This window comes from Pseudomonas sp. S36, from assembly GCF_016647875.1.
Taxonomy (GTDB): Bacteria; Pseudomonadota; Gammaproteobacteria; order Pseudomonadales; family Pseudomonadaceae; genus Aquipseudomonas; species Aquipseudomonas parafulva.
On record NZ_JACVVG010000002.1, the window covers coordinates 69,195 to 85,134 of the forward strand.

At 59.9% G+C, this 15,940-nt stretch carries 13 protein-coding genes and 3 pseudogenes; 3 read left to right on the forward strand and 13 right to left on the reverse strand.

Features of this window, described 5'->3' with window-relative positions:
- Positions 1–36: 36 nt before the first annotated feature.
- The 3 genes from IAE36_RS01380 to IAE36_RS01390 form a co-directional block, all read right to left on the reverse strand.
- Positions 37–1,437 (reverse strand): replication endonuclease, encoded by a 1,401-nt coding sequence (locus tag IAE36_RS01380; RefSeq protein ID WP_201209818.1) that lies wholly within the window; start codon positions 1,435–1,437, stop codon positions 37–39.
- Positions 1,438–1,555: 118 nt separating this feature from the next.
- Complete coding sequence (locus IAE36_RS23580; RefSeq protein WP_201209820.1) at positions 1,556–1,732, reverse strand: helix-turn-helix transcriptional regulator; 177 nt, start codon at positions 1,730–1,732, stop codon at positions 1,556–1,558.
- 126 nt (positions 1,733–1,858) lie between these two features.
- Positions 1,859–3,124, reverse strand: a complete 1,266-nt coding sequence (locus IAE36_RS01390; RefSeq protein WP_201209821.1) for a tyrosine-type recombinase/integrase — start codon at positions 3,122–3,124, stop codon at positions 1,859–1,861.
- 531 nt (positions 3,125–3,655) lie between these two features.
- On the opposite strand from IAE36_RS01390, the pseudogene IAE36_RS01395 reads away from it, so the two are divergent.
- Positions 3,656–3,972: pseudogene (locus IAE36_RS01395) on the forward strand (DUF3077 domain-containing protein).
- A 154-nt stretch (positions 3,973–4,126) separates the two neighbouring features.
- Here the strand turns inward: IAE36_RS01395 and IAE36_RS01400 are convergent.
- A pseudogene (locus IAE36_RS01400) lies at positions 4,127–4,525 on the reverse strand (argininosuccinate lyase); the annotation flags it as partial.
- 305 nt (positions 4,526–4,830) lie between these two features.
- On the opposite strand from IAE36_RS01400, the gene IAE36_RS01405 reads away from it, so the two are divergent.
- Together IAE36_RS01405 and IAE36_RS01410 are read left to right on the forward strand one after the other, a co-directional pair.
- A complete protein-coding gene (locus tag IAE36_RS01405) occupies positions 4,831–5,073 on the forward strand; it encodes a hypothetical protein (protein WP_201209823.1) in 243 nt (80 codons plus the stop codon).
- 54 nt (positions 5,074–5,127) lie between these two features.
- Positions 5,128–5,408 (forward strand): annotated as a pseudogene (locus IAE36_RS01410) (DUF3077 domain-containing protein).
- 154 nt (positions 5,409–5,562) lie between these two features.
- On the opposite strand, the gene IAE36_RS01415 reads toward IAE36_RS01410, so the two are convergent.
- From IAE36_RS01415 to IAE36_RS01455, 9 genes are all read right to left on the reverse strand, one after another.
- Positions 5,563–7,164 (reverse strand): argininosuccinate lyase, encoded by a 1,602-nt coding sequence (locus IAE36_RS01415; protein WP_201209824.1) that lies wholly within the window; start codon positions 7,162–7,164, stop codon positions 5,563–5,565.
- 97 nt (positions 7,165–7,261) lie between these two features.
- Complete coding sequence (gene dctM, locus IAE36_RS01420) at positions 7,262–8,545, reverse strand: C4-dicarboxylate TRAP transporter large permease protein DctM (RefSeq protein ID WP_060481646.1); 1,284 nt, start codon at positions 8,543–8,545, stop codon at positions 7,262–7,264.
- Positions 8,542–9,177 carry a TRAP transporter small permease gene (locus IAE36_RS01425; RefSeq protein ID WP_201209825.1) on the reverse strand — a complete coding sequence of 212 codons (636 nt, stop codon included), beginning with the start codon at positions 9,175–9,177 and terminating at the stop codon, positions 8,542–8,544. Before IAE36_RS01425 ends, dctM begins: the two co-directional genes overlap by 4 nt.
- Positions 9,178–9,239: 62 nt before the next feature.
- Complete coding sequence (locus IAE36_RS01430; protein WP_201209826.1) at positions 9,240–10,238, reverse strand: TRAP transporter substrate-binding protein; 999 nt, start codon at positions 10,236–10,238, stop codon at positions 9,240–9,242.
- A 157-nt stretch (positions 10,239–10,395) separates the two neighbouring features.
- Positions 10,396–11,223 carry an HpcH/HpaI aldolase/citrate lyase family protein gene (locus tag IAE36_RS01435; protein WP_201209827.1) on the reverse strand — a complete coding sequence of 276 codons (828 nt, stop codon included), beginning with the start codon at positions 11,221–11,223 and terminating at the stop codon, positions 10,396–10,398.
- 15 nt (positions 11,224–11,238) lie between these two features.
- Positions 11,239–12,438 carry a CaiB/BaiF CoA transferase family protein gene (locus IAE36_RS01440; protein WP_201209828.1) on the reverse strand — a complete coding sequence of 400 codons (1,200 nt, stop codon included), beginning with the start codon at positions 12,436–12,438 and terminating at the stop codon, positions 11,239–11,241.
- 20 nt (positions 12,439–12,458) lie between these two features.
- Positions 12,459–13,808 carry an MmgE/PrpD family protein gene (locus tag IAE36_RS01445; RefSeq protein WP_201209834.1) on the reverse strand — a complete coding sequence of 450 codons (1,350 nt, stop codon included), beginning with the start codon at positions 13,806–13,808 and terminating at the stop codon, positions 12,459–12,461.
- 14 nt (positions 13,809–13,822) lie between these two features.
- Positions 13,823–14,986 carry an acyl-CoA dehydrogenase family protein gene (locus tag IAE36_RS01450; protein WP_201209835.1) on the reverse strand — a complete coding sequence of 388 codons (1,164 nt, stop codon included), beginning with the start codon at positions 14,984–14,986 and terminating at the stop codon, positions 13,823–13,825.
- A gap of 30 nt (positions 14,987–15,016) precedes the next feature.
- On the reverse strand, positions 15,017–15,850 hold the full coding sequence (locus IAE36_RS01455; protein ID WP_201209836.1) for an FAS1-like dehydratase domain-containing protein: 834 nt from the start codon (positions 15,848–15,850) through the stop codon (positions 15,017–15,019).
- Positions 15,851–15,940: the final 90 nt, after the last annotated feature.

The following is a 15,940-nucleotide window of genomic DNA, read 5'->3' on the forward strand; positions in this document are numbered from 1 at the left end:
CCCCCTTGGAACATTATTAATAACTGTAACCTACAGCTATTTGGCCTTTTCAATCTTGTACCTACCACGAGTTCTAACGATATGAGTACCTATTTTTAGCCCTACCGCACTAATCGTAGCCTCGCCATAAACTCCTACGCCCGCTTCTTTAACAATCATAATCGGTGCTTCGCCATCCTGAATGGCAATCAAAAAATCATTCTCAAGGAGAAACTTAAGGCCTAAGGGCTTTCGCCAGATCTTCTCAATCACAATACCCGGCACTTCACCACTCAAAGACTTTAACTCCTCAAGACTGAGCTTGTTTACCGCACGCAGTAACGATAAAACGTTTTTAACGCCAAATGTTTGATATTGCCTAATGCGCATTGCCTTCAGAGCAGCCCGCACCCTTTCCCCGTTTCGGATCGACGCCAAGTCAGAGTCCTCACGCGCGCTGTCTACGACACCATCAATCATTTCCCCGGATACAGCCAGGTCAAACCCCTTAGCCAAATATTTGAAAATATAACTGGAAGCGCTACCAATTTCGGGGTCGCCGACCTCGAACTTAACCTGCCCGTATTCGGGAAATTGCCTCCTGCAACTCTCAGTGAAAACATCAACTAGAGTCGGCTCAATGAATACCAGCAAGTGCCAATGTACGGATCCATCTTTATGTGTCTCTGCCGTCCTGATGCCAAAGTATGTGTATATGCCACTTTTCACACCCCTCTTACTTAGAAGCGCTCTGACTCTCGACCAAGCGGACAGGATGTAGGTATGACTTGCTCTTACTCCAAGGTCGGCGTCATAGCTGCACTTCCCTTTCAAAGGATTAGGATGGAACTTTGGCGGGGCAGTCAAGGTAACAAATAACCACCCCATCCCACAGTTATCTGCAATGGCCTCGAAGTTTTTTGATACCCAATAAAGTTCGTTAAATCTATTTGCCGCTGCCTTTTGCGCCAGTTCTGACAACGCGATACAGTCTCCCGTAGCGGTATTGCATATTACCTGCCCTGACAAATACCTTTCGACTTCGACCTTCTTTTCTCTGGCCTTGATAACAGTTACATCAGAAGCATAAAGCTCGGCCCCAGATTCGGAACCCCCCACCATCTTATTTCTGGCTTCGTAATCAAGCCTTGCCAAATCAGCAGCGCCTTGTAGCCTTCTCCTCCACAACTTTCTAGATTGCAACTTAGCAATCACTGCCTCAGGTGTAGCCCCCGAAACTATAACGCCATAGAACCGAGTATCAAATTTGTATTCCCGACCTTGTCGCCTTACGCTGCCCTCTGGAGAGTTAGTAAAGTGGTTAGAGATCCTAATTGATAGATAGGATACTTGCTTCGACGTGAGGAGGTGCAAGGGCGGGAGCTTCCCGGGCGTTATAGTCAGCCCGATGTCAAAATCAAAAAGCTCCGAAGACGCTACGTCTTTTACATCTGGCACACGAAATCCTTTTTACAGCTATATCCTCCCTGATTTCTATGACGCATGCGTACACCATCATGGTATCGACGCATGCAGCTAGGATTGATATCCCTAGCGAATTTGTTTATAGATTTATCTAACGCCGACTCTCTCGGTGACGAATGAACGCCTCCACTTCCTCGTCTACCCATCGACTTGCACTGCCGATCTTGATCGGAGCCGGAAACTCTCCGCTCCTGATCATGGAGTAAACCTTGCTTTTACCCGCCTGGAGCCTTGCAGAGACATCGCGCATTCGCAAAAGTGAAGCCATCTGTGTTTCCTAAAGTCCGCCGCAGTCCGGCGGCATGGATTCTCAGAAAAAAATGAGCTGTCGTAAATCTTTTTCTTGACATCGGTATGTTTTTAGCATACCGATAAATGTCAGAAACGATTGAATTTAGCGGACGATCAGAGGATGACCGTTCGTCGGATTTTCAATTTCACTCAGCCCAGACCCCTCTGCCGCCTCACCCGGCAGAGATTCGTCGCCCTTCACGAGGTAGCTGCTCCACAAGCGCATCGCGTCACGGCGCTTTGCATAGAGGTCGCCTCTCCTGTAAGCAGCCTCAACCTCATCACTGATCCCATGCGCCAGCGCCATCTCTCTCACTTCACGCGAAACCTCGTGCCGCTCACTGAGATAGTCCGTGAACGTTGATCTGAAGCCATGAACAGTAATGTCATGCTGCCCCATTCGCTCTAAGAGGGCGATCATCGTGCGGCCGCTCATTTGTTTACCGCTTTTTTGCCCAGGAAAAACCAGTCGAGCGTCCAGGCCTCTTACGGCTTGAAGGATCGATAGCGCTTCATCGGTCAATGGCACGCTGTGCTCTAGAGCCATCTTCATACGACTTGCCGGAACTTTCCAAACCCGGTTTGTCATGTCGATCTCACTCCATTGAGCCCCTAAGACTTCGTTTGTTCGAAGAGCCGTATGTATTGTGAACTCTAATGCACGTGCGCTGAGAGCCGTCTGGGCGGCCAGTTCAACCATGAAGGTCGGCAGCATATCTACGTGCATGGCAGGGTGATGAACCACCCGTTTTTTTTTCGGCTTAGCCGCCAGCAAGGTACTCAGATGCCCACGCCAACGGGCTGGATTTTCTCCGTCCCTGTACCCTCGGGCCTTTGCGGAATCAAGGACATTTTCAATACGGCTCCTAACCCTCGTCGCCGTTTCGGTGATCGTGTTCCAGATAGGCTCAAGGATCCTAAGAACATCATCTGTGGTCACTTCGGCCACATCTTTTTTGCCGATCACCGGAAACGCGAACCGCTCAAGGGTGTTCGTCCACTGCCACGCATGCTTTCCGTTCTTCCAGCTGTGCCTGTGCGCGTCGATATAGGCCGTTGCGCACTCTTCAAACGTTCGCCTGCCTGCCAGGCGTTTAGCCGCCTTCTCTGCCTCGCCTTTCCGATTTTCCACAGGATCAACACCGCTCCGAGCGAGTCGTTTCTGCTCGACCGCCATGTCCCGAGCCTCCTGCAGACTCACCGCAGGATAACCTCCGAGCCCTAAATCCTTCCTCTTACCTCCAACCTGGTAGCGGAGAACCCATGACTTCGATCCCGACTCCCTCACAACAAGCCGCAGTCCGTCTCCATCCTCGTATGACCCCTTATCAACCAGCTTCTTAATTTTCAGCGCTGTCAGCTTGCCCAAGGTGATTCTCCATATCCCACATTTAGTCCCACATTTTTTCGCGGATTGGAACGTACCACAATGGACAGGAATGGCAAATAACTGCTTTGAAAACCAGTAAAATCAATAGGTTAACGACAATTTTGGACGTCTGCGGATTTAGATTGCAATCCCCCCGGCTCCACCAAATTCCAAAAAGAAGACGCCCTCGGGCGTCTTTTTTTGTGCCTGACAATTGGGCTTGCCGACGTAGAAAAATCAGATTTTGGCCCTTTCGTGTAGGCCGTTTCCCAAAGATACTCCGTGGGCCTGTTTTCCGTTGCGGTCGGTTTTTCGGGGTTTTAGTCTCGGTCGGTCGTTGCATATCAACGATACGACTTTGACAGGTCGCGACGGTAATCAACAAAACAGCCGCCCTTATGGCAGCTGTACGTGCGGGCACGCTTGCGTGCGCCGGAACTTGTTGTTTCCGCCGGTCTGTCAACCCACGTACAGCTGCCACCCTCTGTTTGACAGCAGCCGGTGACGGCCCTGCAAACGGAAGCAATCTTGATGAAAATAGTCCCCGATCCGCCACATCACCGCTCATTGGCCAACGATGACAGCTTGCGCACAGTGGGTAAGACGGTGTTTTATCAGGGTGAAAACCACACCCACGCCCTGTTCCGCATAGAACCCGGCATCCCCTGCCAGAGCGCCCGTGAACAGGCCTCCGAACTATGGGCTACGCCCGTGACCTGACCATCGACGGGCTGATGGAGGACAAACCCAAGCTGATCTGGGCAGCGCATTATCTCTGCGCGCTGGGCAAGGCGCTGCTGGACGATGCTGAATTGGGCATGATGCAGCGCGCTCCCGGTAATCCCTGATCGAACCCTGATTGCGTTGGGGCTGCGTTGCAGCCCATCGCGACCTGCGGTCGCTCCTACGGGTGCGGTTGCAGGCCTGCTACTGTAGGAGCTAGCGCAGCTCGCGATGGGGTGCGGAGCGCCCCCGGCGATCTATGACCAAACGCCGACGGTGCTATCGGTCGCTCCCACCCATCAACCCCTCAAACGCCTTATCAAGCACCCGCCCGGCATCCGCCAGTTTCTGCCGCCGCTGCTGCATCCACGCCTGGTCGTCCTGCAAGCGCTGCCCGGCTTCAGCCAGCATACGCCGCACTTCCTCCGGCTGCGGGCCGCCGGTGCCTTTACGGCTTTGCACCATCGCGCGGGGCGACAGGCTGGCGCGGAAATCCGCTTCGCTCAGGGGCAGTGTGTTGTCCTTCCACTGGTGTTTGTCCGCCGCCTGGGTATAGAGCGCCTGCGCGTCCGCGTAGGCAAAGTTCTTGGGCAGCGTGCGGTCGGCACGGGCCTTCTCGACGATCAGCGAAGCAAAGCTGTGGCCGATGCGGAACGGCACATGGTGCTTGCGCTCCAAATTGGGCGTGCCGAAGCAGAAAAATCAGACTTTGGCCCTTTCGTGTAGGCCGTTTCCCAAAGATACTCCGTGGGCCTGTTTTCCATTGCGGTCGGTTTTTCGGGGTTTTAGTCTCGGTGGGTCGTTGCATATCAACGACCGGCTTTGACAGGCCGATGACGACCAAACATGCGGTTTTCCCTATGGCGGCTGTGTGTGGGGCACCTCGTGTGCGCCGGTTTGGTCTTCACCGGTCTGTCAACCTACACACAGCTGCCACCACTTGTTTGACAGCGAGTGCTGGTCGCTCCACCGAGGACCACATCATGCTGAAAATCGTACCTGATCCACCTCAGTTCCCCCACTCCCTGGAAGAGGCCATCATGCTGGCCGCCGACCATGCCCTCTGTGCAGAGGCCGTAGCCCAACAAGCCCTGATGATGCAGCCGCGTTCACCGGCAACGGTGCTGGTGATGGCGGCGATGCACGAGCTTGAAACGCTACGCAAATTGCTTGAAGCGACGCTGGCTCAGATACAGAGGCCATCGAACCTGCAGCTGATGCACTGACCCATGGATGAATACGGGCCAGCACAGGCTTCAACAATTCAAGGGAACGACCTAATGAACAATCAGAACGCCCACTGCACGGTGGGTAAGACGGTGTTTTATCAGGGTGAGAACCACACCCACGCCCTGTTCCGCATAGAGCCCGGCATCCCCTGCCAGAGCGCCCGTGAACAGGCCTCCGAACTATGGGCTACGCCCGTGACCTGACCATCGACGGGCTGATGGAGGACAAACCCAAGCTGATCTGGGCAGCGCATTATCTCTGCGCGCTGGGCAAGGCGCTGCTGGATGATGCTGAATTAGGCATGATGCAGCGCGCTCCCGGTAATCCGTGATCGAACGCTGATAGCGTTGGGGCTGCGTTGCAGCCCATCGCGACCTGCGGTCGCTCCTACGGGGGCGGTTGCAGGCCTGCTACTGTAGGAGCTAGCGCAGCTCGCGATGGGGTGCGGAGCGCCCCCGGCGCTCTATGACCAAACGCCGACGGTGCTATCGGTCGCTCCCACCCATCAACCCCTCAAACGCCTTATCAAGCACCCGCCCGGCATCCGCCAGCTTCTGCCGCCGCTGCTGCATCCACCCCTGGTCATCCTGCAAGCGCTGCCTGGCCTCAGCCAGCATACGCCGCACTTCCTCCGGCTGCGGCCCGCCGGTGCCTTTACGGCTCTGCACCATCGCACGGGGCGACAGGCTGGCGCGGAAATCCGCTTCGCTCAGGGGCAGTGTGTTGTCCTTCCACTGGTGTTTGTCCGCCGCCTGGGTATACAGCGCCTGCGCGTCCGCGTAGGCAAAGTTCTTGGGCAGCGTGCCGTCGGCACGGGCCTTCTCGACGATCAGCGAAGCAAAGCTGTGGCCGATTCGGAACGGCACATGGTGCTTGCGCTCCAGGGTGTCGGCCAACTCCATCGAGGTGGTCCAGTCAGCATCCAGCTCCTCTTCAGCCCGGGCTGCATTGATTTTCAGCGCATCCAGCACCTGGTCCAGGCGCTTGAACATTTCGCCGCTGGAGGTGAACAGCCCCAGGTCGTCAAACGCGGCCTTGTAATCGGTCATGCCGGTGGTGACGTTGTGCGCGCGCACGGTGGTGGCATTGGCCAGCCCGACCACATCGGACGCCGCCTCCCGGGTGCGCATCAGGAGGCCGGGGTTGCGCTTTTGCGGCATGGCACTGCTGGTGTAGGTCGAGGCCTCATCGAGCAGGATCCACGGCCGGGTCTGGTGATACTGGGTGTGGATATCGCCAATGAACGCGCCGATACGAATCGCCGAGGATGACACCAGACCAGAAGCCTCCAGCGGGATGTCATAGGTGGACACCTGGCTGGCGTCCAGCGAGTTCTCCCGCACACCGTCAAAGCCCAGCAGCGCTGCCAGCCGCTCACGGTTGATCGGGTAACCGGAGTTGGCCAGCACCGCAGTGCCCAGCGGGCTCAGGTTCAACCGTGCGTATAACTCATGCAGGCGCTGCGCATCGCGTTCGAACGACGCCTCGTAGGCCAGCAAGTAGTGGGCGTAGCTGATCGGCATGGCTTGCACGCCGTTGGTGTAAGCCGGCACCAGGGTATCGATGTGCTCGGCGGCGAGCTTGAGCAAACGCTGGCGCGTGGCGTTCAGGGCATCGCCGTAGGCGAGCATGTGGGTGCGCAGCGAGGCCAGGCGGTAGGTGGCATACATGTCCTGGCGGCTGCGGCCGGAATGAATCAGCGAAGCCTCAGGGCCCACGTTGTCGGTGAGGATCTGCTCCAGTTGCAGGACGTCGCTTGGGCGCTTGCCATCGGGCTGCTCGCCTTGCTCGATGGCATAACGCACGCCACCGGCTATGGAGGCGGCTTGCTCGGCGGTGACGATGCCGGCCTCCTTGAGCATTACCAGCGAGGCCTTGTTGATGCGGTTGAGGTAATCGAACTGGCTTTCGCCCTTGCGCCCCTTCGGGGGAGCCTTTTCTACAAAAGCCCCGATCTTGCGCGCCTGCTCGGCGCATTCGGCAGTGGTCTTGCACGGTGTGTCTGCCGTGTTGGCGGCGTACGTACCCAGGCTGGTGAACCAGGCACACGTGATTGCCAGGCAAAGCAGGGATCTTGTTGTTGTCATGGTGCAGTCCGCTGAGTAATGGTCAGGCACATGCTAGCGAGCAGCTAACACCGTTGAAAACCTTCGGGCTGGCCAAACTGCTGGCCAGCCCTGGCTGTCAAGGCATGCCGAGGAACTCTGGCAGCGCCAGTGAGATGTAAGGCACGTAAGTCACCAACACCAGGAACAGTAGCAGGATCGACAGCCACGGCAGCGCCGCGCGGATGGTCTGGCCCAGGGTCAAGCCTGTTACCGCACTGGTGACGAACAGGTTCAACCCCACCGGTGGATGCACCAACCCGATCTCCATGTTCACCACCATCACGATACCCAGGTGAATCGGGTCGATACCCAATTCCATGGCGATCGGAAAGAAAATCGGCGCAAGGATCAGAATGATGGCCGACGGCTCCATGAAGCTGCCGGCAATGAGCAGCACCACGTTGACCATGATCAGGAAGCCGATAGGGGTCAGGCCTTCAGAGAGCACCCACTGCGTGATCTGCTGCGGGATCTGCTCGGTGGTGAGCACATGCGCGAACAGCATGGCGTTGGCGATGATGAACAGCAGCATGATGGTCAGCCGCCCCGACTCCAGCAGTACCTTCGGGCACTCGCGCCAGGTCATGTCCCTGTACACGAACAGGGCGATGAACGCGGAATACACCGCCGCTACTGCTGCCGCTTCGGTGGGGGTGAACATGCCGCTGTAGATACCACCGAGGATGATCACCAGCAACAACAAACCCCAGAACGCCCGCCGCGCTGCAGTCAGCCACTCGCGGAAACTGGCACGCGGCTGGGCAGGCAGCTTCTTCACCCGTGCCACGATGTAAATGGCGATCATCAGGAATACGCCCAGCAGGATCCCGGGGATCACACCGGCCATGAACAGCTTGCCCACCGAGGTTTCGGTAGCGGCTGAATAGACCACCATCACGATCGATGGCGGGATCAGAATACCCAGCGTACCAGCGTTACAGATGATGCCGGCACCAAACGCCTTGGGGTACCCCGAGCGCACCATGCCGGCCACGGCAATCGACCCGACCGCAGCCACCGTGGCCGGCGACGAACCGGACAAGGCGGCGAACAGCATGCACGCCAGCACGGCGGCGATGGCCAGCCCGCCACGGATATGGCCCACGCAAGCGTTGGCGAAGTCGATCAGCCGTTGCGCCACGCCGCCGGTGGTCATGAAGGCACCGGACAGCAGGAAGAACGGAATGGCCAGGAAGGTGTAGCTGTCGGTGGTTTCAAACAGTTTGATTGCCAGCGAGCTGAGGGAGTCCTGGCTAAACAGCAAAATCGACACAGCACCAGACAAACCCAGGGAAATGGCGATCGGCACACCCAGGAACATGAAGACGAACAGCAACAGGAACAGGCAGATAACGGTCATCGCTCAGACTCCTCACCGGGGTTGGCCAGCTTGCTCGCCTCGGCCGCCTCGTCGGCCAGGCCCAGGTTGGTCTGGCGATGGGTGTAGATGCGGTACAGGATTTCCAGATAGCGCAGGATGATCAGCGCGAACCCGCACGGCACGATCAGCGCGATATGGCCGACCTTGATGCCGTAGCGGTCGAGGTCCTCAGCCCCGATACCCGCTACCAGTACGGCGCTAACCCATTTGATGCTGGCGATCAGAAACAGCCCGGCGTAAGCCAGGCAGCAGGCGCAGGCGATCATCGCCAGCACACGCTGTACGGGCTTGCGGGTGCGCCTGACCAGCACATCGACCCCGAGATGGCCGGCCGTGCGTACGCCGTAGGCGATGCCAAAGAAGATCAACCAGCCGAACAGTGCCTTGGTCAGGGCGATACTCCAGGTCATTTCCTGGGCATAGCCCATCAGGTGATCACCGATGTTCAACAGCGGCTCGCTGGCAAAGGTCCAGCGATCGCTCAGGCTGTAGAACATCGTGTAGAGGTTGTTCAGCGCCACGTAGATGAAAGTGATGAGGGTCATGGCTGCCAGGAGAAAGGCAATCATGCCTTCCTCGAAGCGTTCCCAGACACGCCTTAACGTTTGCATGGGCATTCTCCGCGCAGAATGAGGCGTCACCGCCCGGGACGGGCGGCGGCGAACACGTCAGGTCAGGAGGCTGTGTTGGCGTCCTGGGCAGCCTGGATCAGGTCGGCGCCGATCTGATCGGAGAACGTGTCCCAGACCGGGCGCATGGCCTTGCGCCACGCATCACGTTGCTCCGGGGTAAGCGCATCGACCTCGCTGGTCTTGGCATCGATGATCTTCTGCCGTGACGTCTGGTTCAGCGCCTCGGCCTGCTTGTTCACCTCAACCGTGACCTTGTCCATGATGCCCTGTAGCTCGTTACGTACGTCTTCTGGCAGGCCGTTCCAGAACTTGGCATTGGTGATCACCATGTAGTCGATCAGGCCATGGTCGGTCTCGGTGAAGAACGGCTGCACTTCATTGACCTTCTGGCTCTCGTAGTTCGACCAGGTATTCTCGGTGCCGTTTACCGTGCCTGTCTGCAACCCTTGATAAACCTCGGCGAAGCTCATTTTACGCGGGTTGGCGCGTACGGCCTTGAACTGCTCCTCCAGCACGCTGGAGGCCTGGACACGGAACTTCAGGCCGCGGGCATCCTTGGGCAGCAGTACTTTTTTGTTCGCCGACAACTGCTTCAGGCCGTTGTGCCAATAGGCCAGGCCCCGGATGCCTTTGTCTTCCATCGAGGTGAGCAGCGCCTTGCCCTTGGGCCCCTGCTGGAAGCGATCGACAGCGGCCAGGTCGTCGAACAGGAATGGCAGGTCGAAGATCTGGACCTGCTTGTTGTAGTGCTCGAACTTGGCGAGTGAAGGAGCAAGCATCTGCACGTCACCCAGCAGCAGCGCTTCCATTTCCTTGCCATCGCCGAACAGCGAAGAGTTGGGGTAGACCTCGACCTTGACCTTGCCCTTGAGCTTGTCGTCCGCCTCCACGAGTTTCTGGAACATCAGCGCGCCCTGGCCTTTGGGCGTGCTGTCGGCCACAACGTGAGCGAACTTGATGATGACCGGGTCGGCGGCGTAGGCGAATGAGGTCAGTGAGACGGCGGCGGCGCATAGAAACGCCTGGGTCAGCTTCAGCATGGGTTTTACCTTTTATTGTTGTTGGAAGGTCGGCAGGGAAGCGGGGCCAAGGGTAAGGTGGCGCAGTATAGGTGTTTGGGGAATCTGCTTTTGTGTAACGCTGCGTTCGTCAAACATGAACGCGTCTGCGTTAGCCCTCACAAGGCTAGTTTGCGCACTAACCGGAGCGGGACAACGCCAGCAAACGCTGCGCACGTAGCAACACAGGGGCATCGACCATCTGCCCGTCCAGTTGGAAGGCCCCTGCCCCGCCTGCGGCTGCGCTGCCCTCGACTACCGTTCGCGCCCAGGCCAGTTCCTGCTCTGCCGGTTGCAATGCACCGTGAATGACCGGCACCTGGCTTGGGTGAATACAGAGCGCCCCGCCATACCCCATGTCGTACGCATGCCGCATGGCTGCGCGCTGCCCTTCCAGGTCACGAATCGCTGGAAAAACGCCGTCCAGCGGCGGCGCCAGGTCGGCCCCTCGGGAATGCAGTTGCACGGCCATGCGCGCCTGGTCGATAAAGCGCTGGCCCGCCGGGCTGTCAGTGTTGAGACAAAGGTCCAACGCCAGGTCAAGGCTGCCAAACGACAAGCACTGTACGCCCTGGGCACTGGCGATGCGCTCCAGGGCCAACAGCCCTTTCGCGGTTTCGATGATTGGCACTACGGTTTTGCCCGTGCGAGCCGCTACAGCCACCTGTGCGGCGCTCTCGACCTTGGGTAACAGCACTGTGATCACGCCAACGTGCTGCGCGCAAAAGTGCAGGTCTTCGCCGTGGCCTGCGTGGCTGGGCGCATTGACCCTGACCCACACACGGGCGTCGGGGTTTTCAGCGAGGAAACTCGCCAAATGCCCACGTGCCTGGGCTTTTAGCGGTTCCTCCACGGCGTCTTCGAAGTCCACGATAACAGTGTCGGCACCGGCCGCCAGGGCTTTTGCAAACCGGTCCGGGCGGCTCCCGGGAACGAACAGTGCGGAACGCACGATAGGATAAGGCATTGTTCTGCTCCTGTACTAAACCACGCCTGCGCTGCTCAGTTGCGCCTGCTGCTCATCGCCATAACCCAGCTCGGCAAGAATTGCGGCGGTATGTTGACCGAGCGCGGGCACCGGGCCCATGCGCGGTGTGAAAGCAGCATTGCGCCCCGGTGGCAATAACGACGGCAACTTGCCCACCGGGCTGTCCACTTCGCGCCAGCGGTCGCGGGCCTGTAACTGAGGGTGCTGCCACACCCCCTGCATGTCGTTGACCCGGGCATTGGCGATCTGAGCGCTTTCAAGGCGCGCCACCACCTCGTCCAGGGTCAGTGCGGCAAAGCCGTCGACGATGATCTGCCGCAACAGTTCGCGATTCTCCGAGCGTCGGTAGTTGGCGGAGAAGCGCTCGTCAGTGGCCAACGCCGGGTCGAGCACTACCTGCTCGCAGAATGCCTGCCATTCGCGCTCGTTCTGCAAGCCCAACATCACCGTGCCGCCATCGCCCGTAGGGAAAGGGCCATACGGGTAGATAGTCGAGTGGGCGGCACCGGCTCGCGGCGGTGGCGGAGCACCGTCATAGGCGTAGTACATGGGGTAGCCCATCCATTCCACCAGGCTTTCGAGCATGGACACGTCGATACGGCTGCCCACCCCCGTGCGTTCACGCAGCATCAGCGCCGAGAGCACGCCTGTGTAGGCATACATGCCAGCGGCGATATCAGCCACCGAACACCCGGCCTTGGCCATTCCCTCTGCGCCCGGGTTGCCAGTAACGGACAGGAAGCCGCCTTCACTTTGAATCAGCAAGTCATAGGCTTTCTTCTTTTCATAAGGGCCACCCTCGCCGTAGCCGGAGATGTCGCACACGACCAACCGTGGAAACCGCGCGTGCAGTGCCTCGAATCCCAGGCCCATGCGCGCTGCGGCGCCCGGTGCGAGGTTTTGCACAAGCACGTCAGCCTTGGCCAGAAGCCCTTCGAGAATGGCATCAGCCTCGGGATGCTTGAGGTCCAGCGTCAGGCTTTCCTTGGAACGATTGGTCCACACGAAGTGAGACGCCAGGCCATCGACGCGCTGGTCGTAGCCACGGGCGAAATCACCGCTTCCGGGGCGTTCAACCTTGATCACGCGAGCGCCCAGGTCGGCCAGTTGACGGGTGCAGAACGGCGCGGCAATGGCATGCTCCAGGCTGACGACAGTAATGCCGTCCAGGGGGCGGGGGGCGGATGCACTCATGGCAAGGTCCTGTGTGGGAGTCATGGCAGGTCGGCCAGCGAGCGCGCATCGCGCAACTGCCAGACACGTTCGATCAAGGCTTGCCCGTCGGCCGCGCTGCGCTGCCCGGCGTAGGCCAACAGGCGCAGGAACTTGTCTTCCAGTTCTGTACGCGACAAGGTATTGCCGGGGTCGCCCTTGGGTTCGTCGATGGCCGCGGTCAAACGGCGCCCATCCTGGCAGCGCACCTCGACCCTGCCCAGCCAGCGGGCCGGGTAGGCCGCGTCCACCTCGGGGTCCAGCTGCATGCGCACCTTGTCGCGGAACGCCGCCACGTTCGGGTCGCTCAGCGCCAGGTCGCGGAACGTCAGCAGCTGCGCGCTGCCATGCACGGCAATCAAGCCAAGCACCGTGCCCATGGAGAACTTGGCCTGGTGCACGCTGGTGGGCACGTTCACCCGGCCAAGCACGTCGACAGCGCCCTGATGCACGTGGGCGATGACTTCGACAATGTCGTCATGGCGCAGCGCTTCACGCTGCATCAGGTCCAGCAATGCATCGGCAGCAGGATGGGTATGACGACACGAGGCGTGGAACTTGAACGAGGTCTCGGCCAGGGCCCAGCGGCTGCCCAGGCGGTCTGACAGGCGTGCCGGGTCGGCATCGCTGGACATACCGGCGGCCATGCCCTGATCGCCCTCCAGAATATTGCGTGCCCCGCTCAGGCCATCGGCAGTCAGGTAGGCTGCCAACAGCCCGTCGGCAGCGGCCTTGGCAGTGTGCAACTGTTTCGAATCGGCCGCATCGCGCAAGAACTCCCACAGCCCGGCGGCCTGAGTACCTGCACTGCCCAGCACATCGATGAACTGGGCCTGGTTGAAATTCATCAGCTTGCCCACGGCGACGGCGGCCGCCAGGGTGCCGACGGTCGCAGTGGTGTGGAAGATGCGGTAGTGGGACCGCCCGAGGAATTCACCGATGCGGATACCGGCCTCGTAGCCGGCCACAGCAGCCAGCAGCAGGTCCGGTCCCGACTTGTCCAGGTCCTGCCCGGCTGCGAGCGCCGCCGAGAAAACCACCGTGGCGGGGTGCAGCACGGAGCTATTGTGCAGGTCGTCCTGCTCGACCAGATGCGACGCTGCGCCATTGACCAGCGCGGCGAAGTACGGCGAGGTGCCACGCCCGGTACCCATCAACCGGGCTTTGCCGGCCGGCGGCCCCATGCGCTCGGCGTAACGCTCGAACAGCGGCACCGGGTGCGCGCCCTGGCTGGCCAGTGCCGAGCCCAGCCAATCCAGGAACAGGTCTTCGGTACGCGCCAGCACAGCCGGTGGAATGTCTTGGTAGCGCAGGTCGGCCAGGAAGGTGGCCAGCGCTTGGGTATCACGCATGGGCAGGGCCTCCTTCAAAAGCTGCGCGGCAGCTCGAGCAGGTGCTCGGCCACATACGACAGGATCAGGTTGGTGGAAATTGGAGCCACCTGGTACAGCCGTGTCTCACGGAATTTGCGCTCCACGTCGTACTCGTTGGCGAAGCCGAACCCGCCGTGGGTCTGCAGGCAGGCGTTGGCCGCTTCCCACGATGCTTTGGCGGCCAGGTACTTGGCCATGTTGGCAGCGGCCCCTGCATTGGCGCCGCGATCGTATTCGGCGCAGGCCCGCCAGCGCATCAGGTCGGCAGCCTCCAGCTCGATGTGGGCTTCGGCAATGGGGAATTGCACCCCCTGGTTCTGGCCGATCGGGCGGCCGAACACCACCCGGTCGCGGGCGTACTGGCTAGCCTTTTCGACGAACCAACGTCCGTCACCGATGCATTCGGCTGCGATCAGCGTACGCTCGGCATTCAGGCCGTCGAGGATGTAACGGAACCCCTTGCCCTCCTCTCCGATCAGGCTGCTGGCGGGAATACGCAAGTTATCGAAGAACAGCTCGTTGGTTTCGTGATTGACCATGTTGGCGATCGGCTGCACGGTCAGGCCGTTGCCGATAGCCGTGCGCAGATCCACCAGGAAGATGGACATGCCTTCTGACTTGCGCTTGACCTCGGCCAGCGGGGTGGTACGCGCTAGCAGGATCATCAGGTCCGAATGCTGGATGCGCGAGATCCACACTTTCTGCCCGTTGATCACGTAGTCATCGCCCTGGCGCACGGCTGTGGTCTTGAGCTGCGTGGTGTCGGTGCCCGTGGTGGGCTCGGTAACCCCCATTGATTGCAGGCGCAACTCACCACTGGCCAGCTTGGGCAGGTAATGACGTTTCTGTTCTTCGCAGCCATGGCGAAGCAGGGTAAACATGTTGTACATCTGCCCGTGAATGGTGCCGGAATTGCCACCACAGCGGTTCACTTCTTCCAGTATCACCGATGCCTCGGCCAGCCCCAGCCCTGAACCTCCGTAGGCCTCGGGGATCATCGCCGACAACCAGCCGGCGTCTGTCATGGCCTTGACGAAGGCCTCGGGGAACGCTTTGTGTTCGTCCAGTGTGCGCCAGTATTCGCCAGGAAATTCGGCGCACAAGGCGCGCACGCCTTCGCGGATGGCGTTGAGGTCATCGCTGTCGTAGCTGTGCATGGCAGGCTTCTCTACGGTGCTTGAAAAAGGTCAGTCGAAAGTGACATCGGCGCTTTGCGCCACGCCTGCGGCGTTGCCGGCCCACAGGCGCGCCTTGCCCGGGCCATCCAGGGAACCGCTGAGCTGGAAAGGTGCAGGTAGGGTCAGCGGGCGCAAGCTGCGATAGCGGTAGTGGCGCAAGCGGGTACCGGGGTTGGCACGCAGAAACGCCCGCAAGTTGAGGGTGGCAACCAGCGGGCCGTGTACCACCAGGTCCGGGTAACCCTCGGTTGCAGTGACGTAGGGGTAATCGTAATGAATGCGATGCCCATTGAAGGTGACTGCCGAGTAGCGGAACAGCAAGGTCGGGGTGGGCGTGACGGTCTCGGCCCAGGTGCCTGTTTCGCAGGGCGCGTCGGTGCTCGCCTTGGGCGGCACCGGCTCGCGGTAGACGATGTCCTGTTCCTCACGAATGCACAGCTGGCCGTGCTGGGTGTAGTCATGGCGCACCGTCACGAACAACAGTGCTCCGCTGCGCCCCTGCTTCTCCTGGATATGCAGGATGGTCGAGGTGCGCTGCGCTTCGCCGCCGACGATCAATGGTGTCATGAACTCGACACGGCCGCCGGCCCACATGCGGTTGCGCCCGTCGGCCGGCGGCAGGAAACCACCGCGTGCGGGGTGCCCGTCCATGCCCAGTTGCGCTTCGGACACAGGGTCCTGGAAGAAACACCAGGTCCACAGGGGCGGCAGTGCCTCGCCATGGGCCGGTGCCGGTTCGCTGAACGTTGCCGCGATGCGCTGCACGAGGTTGCGGCTAAGCACATCCCAGGCTTCTTCGGTGCGGCCAAGCCAGGGGCTGTAGTCAAAGGGCGTAGTGGGCATGGGGGGCCTCTGGAATTATTGTTATGGCGGGCCGCTTGCGAAGCGTCATCGATGCTGCGCTTGCGACTGACACGATCATGCGACCCGAAC